Annotated in this window: 3 protein-coding genes; all 3 read left to right on the forward strand. The window is 41.2% G+C overall.

Annotated elements, in window-relative coordinates:
- Window positions 1-55 precede the first annotated feature (55 nt).
- On the forward strand, window positions 56-2,242 hold the full coding sequence (locus BLS46_RS07350) for a PTS transporter subunit IIBC (protein ID WP_093586645.1): 2,187 nt from the start codon (window positions 56-58) through the stop codon (window positions 2,240-2,242).
- A gap of 51 nt (window positions 2,243-2,293) precedes the next feature.
- Window positions 2,294-3,109 carry an endonuclease/exonuclease/phosphatase family protein gene (locus BLS46_RS07355; protein ID WP_093586647.1) on the forward strand — a complete coding sequence of 272 codons (816 nt, stop codon included), beginning with the start codon at window positions 2,294-2,296 and terminating at the stop codon, window positions 3,107-3,109.
- 203 nt (window positions 3,110-3,312) lie between these two features.
- On the forward strand, window positions 3,313-7,489 hold a 4,177-nt coding region (locus BLS46_RS07360), incomplete at its 3' end, for an SHIRT domain-containing protein (protein ID WP_142350466.1).

Here is a 7,489-nt window from a genome sequence, read left to right on the forward strand (position 1 = left end):
ACAAGTGCAAACGTTTTCGTAAAACGTTTGCCTAAATAAAATAAAGGAGATTTGAATGATGAAAGCTACATTCAAAAATGTCTTGTCTTTCGAATTTTGGCAAAAATTCGGTAAGGCTTTGATGGTGGTTATCGCGGTTATGCCGGCTGCTGGTTTGATGATTTCAATCGGTAAGTCACTTGCAATGATTGACCCAAACCTTGCTCCCCTAGTTATTACTGGTGGCGTACTAGAGCAAATTGGTTGGGGGGTTATCGGTAACCTTCATATTTTGTTTGCCCTCGCTATTGGAGGAAGCTGGGCTAAAGAGCGCGCTGGTGGTGCTTTCGCCGCTGGTCTTGCCTTCATCTTGATTAACCGTATCACTGGTACAATCTTTGGTGTATCAGGCGATATGTTGAAAAATCCAGATGCTATGGTAACTACTTTCTTTGGTGGTTCAATCAAAGTTGCTGATTACTTTATCAGTGTTCTTGAAGCACCAGCCCTTAACATGGGTGTATTCGTAGGGATTATCTCAGGTTTTGTAGGGGCAACTGCCTATAACAAATACTACAACTACCGTAAACTTCCAGACGCACTTTCATTCTTCAACGGGAAACGTTTTGTACCGTTTGTTGTTATTCTTCGTTCAGCTATTGCAGCAATTGTACTTGCAGCTTTCTGGCCAGTAGTTCAAACAGGTATCAATAACTTTGGTATTTGGATTGCCAACTCTCAAGAAACTGCGCCAGTTCTCGCACCATTCTTGTATGGTACTTTGGAACGTTTGCTCTTGCCATTTGGTCTTCACCATATGTTGACTATCCCAATGAACTACACAGCTCTTGGTGGTACTTATGACATTTTAACTGGTGCAGCTAAAGGTACTCAAGTATTTGGTCAAGACCCACTATGGCTTGCATGGGTAACAGACCTTGTTAACCTTAAAGGTACAGATGCAAGTCACTACCAACAATTGTTAGATACTGTTCACCCAGCTCGTTTCAAAGTTGGACAAATGATCGGTTCATTCGGTATTTTGATGGGTGTGATCGTGGCTATCTACCGTAATGTCGATGCTGATAAGAAACATCAATATAAAGGTATGATGATTGCGACAGCTCTTGCAACATTCTTGACAGGGGTTACTGAACCAATCGAGTATATGTTCATGTTCATCGCAACACCGCTTTACCTTGTTTATGCAGTAGTTCAAGGTGCTGCCTTTGCTATGGCAGATATTGTTCACCTTCGTGTCCACTCATTCGGTTCAATTGAATTCTTGACTCGTACACCACTAGCAATTAATGCTGGTATTGGTATGGATATCGTTAACTTTATCTGGGTAACTGTTCTCTTTGCTGTAATCATGTACTTTATCGCAAACTTCATGATTCAAAAATTCAACTATGCAACCCCAGGACGTAACGGAAACTATGAAACTGCTGAAGGAGCTTCAGAAGGAGCTGCTTCAGGTGAAACAAAAGTTGCAGCTGCTTCTCAAGCTGTAAATATCATTAACCTTCTTGGTGGACGTGCAAACATCGTTGATGTGGATGCATGTATGACTCGTCTTCGTGTAACTGTTAAAGATGCAGATCGTGTTGGTACTGAGGAAAAATGGAAAGCTGAAGGGGCTATGGGACTTGTCATGAAAGGACAAGGTGTCCAAGCTATCTACGGACCAAAAGCTGACGTATTGAAATCTGATATCCAAGATATCCTTGACTCAGGTGAAGTAATTCCTGAAACTCTTCCAAGCCAAATGACGGAAGCTCAACAAAATACTGTACATTTCAAGGGTGTAACTGAGGAAGTTTACTCAGTAGCTGATGGCCAAGTCATTGCCTTGGAACAAGTGAAAGACCCAGTTTTTGCTCAAAAAATGATGGGTGACGGATTTGCGGTAGAACCAGCCAATGGAAATATCGTATCTCCAGTTACAGGTACTGTATCAAGTATCTTCCCTACAAAACATGCTCTTGGTCTTGTGACTGAAGCAGGTCTTGAAGTACTTGTTCACATCGGTTTGGATACTGTAAGCCTTGAAGGAAAACCATTCACAGTTCACGTAGCTGAAGGACAAAAGGTTGCTGCTGGTGATCTTCTTGTCACAGCTGACTTGGATGCTATCCGTGCAGCAGGTCGTGAAACTTCAACAGTGGTTGTCTTCACAAATGGAGATGTTCTCAAATCTGTTAAATTAGAACAAACTGGTTCTCTTGCAGCTAAAACAGCAGTTGCTAAAGTAGAATTGTAATATACTTGAGGTTGGAAGCTGTTTTCCAACCTCTTGTTTTAGGAGAAAAGCATGAAATTTTTAACACTCAATACCCACAGTTGGATGGAGAAGGAAGCAGAGGAAAAATTCCAGCTCTTGCTCCAAGATATTCTTGAAAAAGACTATGATTTGATTTGTTTCCAAGAAATCAATCAAGAAATTACTTCTCCAGAAGTGGAGGTTGATCATCTTTATCAAGCTTTACCAGCGGCAGAACCCATTCATCAAGACCACTATGTGAGACTTTTGGTTGAAAAGTTGGCTGAGAAGGAGAAGACCTATTACTGGACTTGGGCTTACAATCATATCGGCTATGACCGCTACCATGAAGGTGTGGCAATCTTATCTAAAACACCTATTGAAGCCAGAGAGATTTTAGTTTCAGATGTGGATGATCCAACTGACTACCATACTCGCCGTGTCGCCTTGGCAGAAACAGAAGTTGAAGGGAAGAAGCTTGCTCTTGCAAGTGTCCATCTTTCTTGGTGGGATAAAGGTTTCCAGGAGGAATGGGCACGATTTGAGGCTGTGCTGAAAGATTTGAACAAACCTCTGATTTTAGCTGGTGATTTCAATAACCCAGCTGGTCAGGAAGGCTACCAAGCCATTCTAGCTAGTCCTCTAGAGTTACAAGATGCTTTTGAGGTCGCTAAAAAGAGAAGCGGTAGCTATACAGTTCCACCAGAAATTGATGGTTGGAAAGGCAATGCCGAACCGCTTCGAATTGACTATGTCTTTACAACGAAAGAGTTAGAAGTAGAAAGCTTGCATGTAGTTTTTGATGGTCAGAATAGTCCGCAAGTCAGTGATCACTATGGTTTGAACGCGGTATTAAATTGGAAATAAAAGCAAAAAATGAAAGGGAGCGATTCCTTTCATTTTTTTACAAAAATTCCTATAATTACTATTTTGGAGAAGGAGTTTTTTGTATATTTGTATATTATGAGGAAATATCCACAAATAAGTTTTTAAAAATTTACGGTCAAAAAAATCGATAATATCAACTATTTATGATAAAATAGTAATTATGAAATAAAAGGAGGACTGGAATGTTTTTTCAGGATAGAAAGATAAAATATTCAATCCGCAAATTGTCAGTTGCTACTGTGTCACTTGCGATTGGATTTTTGTTTGCGCCTGCGGCGCTTGGAGTCGCTCAAGTAGCTCAAGCTGATGAGCTTGCAACTACTGAACAAGTGGAGAATAAAGCAGAGAATCAGGTCTCGGTGGGCTCTTCTGCAACAGAGCAAGCAGAGCCTCAGAAAGAAAACCAAGTTGCTTTGAAATCTTCCGAATCTGCGGTAGCAGAAACAAGTCAAGCGACAGATTTGACTGCTTTTAAAAATGCTCAGCCAGCTACAGGCACAAGCCAGTCAGCTGCAGGCACTGCCCAAGCAACTCCAGCAAATGCTAGTCTCAATAAGAGCACTTTGGAGAACTACCTCAAAGAGTTGCGCAGCAAGGACTTTTCAAGTAAGACAGACGATAGTCTAGAAATCTTGAACGGCGTGATGGCAGCTGCTGATAGCGTGCTTCAAACTGCAACAAAGCAAGAAGAAATTGATAAAGTTTATCGCAATCTCGTGACTTTTGTTAATTCTGGTCTTCGTGATAAAAATCCGAAATTCATTCCAGAAAAGGATAAGACTCCTCGCTCGGCACTTTATGAGTTTGAAAGTGCTACACCAGGAAAAACGGTTCCATTTGGTCTGAACTACTTGAAGCCAGAAGACACAACAATCTACAAAAAGGGCGATAAAGTAAAAGCCATCCAGCCAACTGAAACAACTTATGTAGAGTATGATGGAAGTGGTAGATGGACCTTTAAGGGCTATGACCATGATAGTCAGGTGATTGACAAAGATGATGTTTTCTTCACAGGTAAGTGGGAATATACACCAACACCATACAAGGCTACCTATAGATCGGTTAATGGATCACCTGGAAAAACTTTGCCATCTTATGTTGCAAATTGGAGTCCAGAAGATAAAAGAAGATTTGCTGAGGGTGAAGTAGTAAAAGCACAAGAATTTCACTATGTTTTTTATACTTCAGAAGAATATCCTAACCGAAAAGGCTATTGGGCTTTGACTGGCTTTGATGCTCCAAGTAAAGTGGCAAACAATGGCGATGTTGAGTTCGTAGGAACTTGGAAATACTTTGAGGATGTCACTGTATCCTACAAGCCTATGAACCAGCACGATTTTGAGAATTTTTATAATTTACCAAGTAGTCCTAAGACCTCACGTGACGAATATAAATTACCTCTTCCTAAGGAGATAAAAGATCTAGAAAGTAAGCTATACGATTACAAGCTTTCTCTCAATCAGTTTGATAAACGTGATGAGCATTTACCTAAAAATATACTGGATACGCTAGCAGCTTTGCTTCGCTACGATGAAGCCCAAAATCTCTACAAACCCTTTTATGATGCGGAAAATGAAGGAAATTGGACCTTTGAGGAAGATGTAGTAGATTTAACCTTCAGTCGTGAACTAGAGCGGGCGGCTACATATGGGGAAATACCAAAAGTTACAATACCATTGGAGTTTGTATTTAAAGGGGTTCCTCGGAAACCGACTTACGAGTTTCTCAGTGGGACTGCTGGCAAAGCACTACCTGCTGAGATCAATAATCTGAAGCCGGTAGATATGCCTGAATGGGAGTATGCAAAGAGAAAGCAATACCCGAAAGGTGAGATGGTCCAGTCTGTTAGACCGACTCAAGAGTCCTACTATGATGCAGTTAACAAGGGTACCTGGACCTTTACAGGCTACGATTTTACTAAAAAACCAGTAAGTGAGTGGGATCATAAAGGATGGAACCTTAAGTTTACAGGTACTTGGACTTTTGTAGCGGATAAGTACTCAGAAAACTATGAGTTTGTTAGCTCAGATCCTAGTCGATCTCTACCAGCTGCAGTTAAGGCCTTGACGCCAAGTAATACAAATACTTACGATAATGGCGAAACTGTATTTGCGGAATATCCACGTGAGACGACCTACATGGACTTTGATAACGAGGGTACTTGGAAATTTGATGGCTATGACGCTAATAGCAAGGTAGTTAATCAAGATAAAGTTCTCTTTACAGGTACTTGGTCTTTCACACCACACAGAGATAAGACTGTTTCCTTTGACTTTGTCAGTGATACCCCAGGGAAGGCTATTCCAGATGATCTGAAGGCACAAATTCCAGCTCCTATCACGACATCTCCGAAAGATTATTCTGATAATGTTAGATATGTCATTGAAAGTTTCTATACATACACAGATGATGATAATGATGGTACATGGAAGTTTATTGCTCCTGAGAAGATAGAAAAACCATCTGATGATGAGGACTCTACTTACACACTCCACTGGGTCTTTGAACCGACCAAGCGTAGTGTTTATTATGACTTCTATACAGATTCAAAAGATGATTCTGGTCAAACGATCTATCCGCCATCAACTTTGTATAATTTAATCACTTACGAAAGAGAATTTGTCAAGGGTGAAAAAGCTCGCGTTAAAATGCCGTCTAAAACAAGATTTGAGGATCCTGATGGCCGAGGGACTTGGGTATTTGATGACTACTATGAAGATGATAATACGACTATTTCCTCACGTGTGAAAACAGTAGGGACAGAAGATGTTCGCTTCAGAGGAAGATGGATCTTGGTTCCCACCAATCAGTCTGATATGATCTACAGAGTGGAGTATAAATTCACTAACTCGACTCCTGCGTACCCTCTTCCAAATAAGATTCGCGATATGCTTCCAGCTGGTACTGATTTCGTTGCACGAGCTGACGATTACAAAGATGCAAGCAAACTTGACACCACCACAGTAACTGTTCCGACAGGTACTTGGATCTTCCATGGTTTTGATGCGGATAAATACGGAAAAGCTATTGCAGGTACGAAAGTGAAGACCATCACAGGATCTTGGAGCTTTACGCCAAATGGTGTAGACTATCAGTTCCAATCAACTAATCCTGCTTTCGCATTACCAGATCATATCACCAAGTTGACTCCGAAAAATCCTTATGATTACAAGTTATATCCTAAGGAAATTCTGGCTGAACAACCAAGTGAAACGACTTATGTTGATACAGCAAATAAAGTGACTTGGACATTTGCAGGATACGATAAAGAAAAAATTGTTGTAGGAAAAGGCAGACAGACTTTCCTTGGAAGCTGGGTGCCTACTCCAAATCCAGAATATGTATTCAAATCATCTAAAGCAGGTGTTCCATTGCCACAAAGTATTTTGGGAATGCTTCCAAATGATGAAGCTTCTTATAAGGTTGGAGACACCATTGTAGCCAAACAACCTGCTAAAGAATCGGTAGTTGACGAAGAAAAAGATTATGTCTGGACCTTCAAAGGTTATGATCAGAAAAATACGACCTATAATGGCAAGCGTGTGACATTTACGGGTATCTGGGAAGTAACGCCTAGACCGCATCATGTAAGCTATACTTTTGTAAGTGTTACATCTGGTGTTGATTTGCCTGAATTTATCCAGAAGAAAGCACCAAAAGACAGCTCAAGCTATTACAACATGCAAAAAGTTGTACCAGAAGAGTTGACTAAAACGACTTACAAAGATGATATGAACGATGGTAGCTGGACTTTCGTTGGTTACGATGCCAAAAGTAAGATTGTGAAAAAAGCTGATTTGACTTTCACAGGTAAGTGGAAGTTTGAAGCTAACAAGTACCAAGCCACTTACCGCTTCGAGAGTGAGACAGCAGGTAAAACTCTTCCAGCAGCTATCGCAGCCTTGACTCCAAGCGACAGTGCAACTTATGTGAATGGTGCCTCTGTTTCCGCTAAACAACCATCCCAAACCACTTACACCGACGCAGTGAACGACGGCACATGGACCTTCAAGGGCTATGACGCAGCTAGCGCTGTAGTCAACAAGGCAAATGTGGAGTTTGTAGGAAAATGGTCCTTTGAAGCTAACAAGTACCAAGCTACTTACCGCTTCGAGAGCGCAACAGCAGGTAAGGCTCTTCCAGCAGCCATCGCAGCATTAATCCCAAGCGACAGTGCAACTTATGTGAATGGTGTCTCTGTTTCCGCTCAACAACCATCTCAAACTACATACACAGATACTGTGAACGACGGCACATGGACCTTCAAGGGTTACGACGCAGCTAGCGCTGTAGTTAACAAGGCTAATGTTGAATTTGTAGGAAAATGGTCCTTTGAAGCTAACAAGTACCAAGCTACTT

Source organism: Streptococcus sp. NLAE-zl-C503, assembly GCF_900104285.1.
Classification (GTDB): domain Bacteria; phylum Bacillota; class Bacilli; order Lactobacillales; family Streptococcaceae; genus Streptococcus.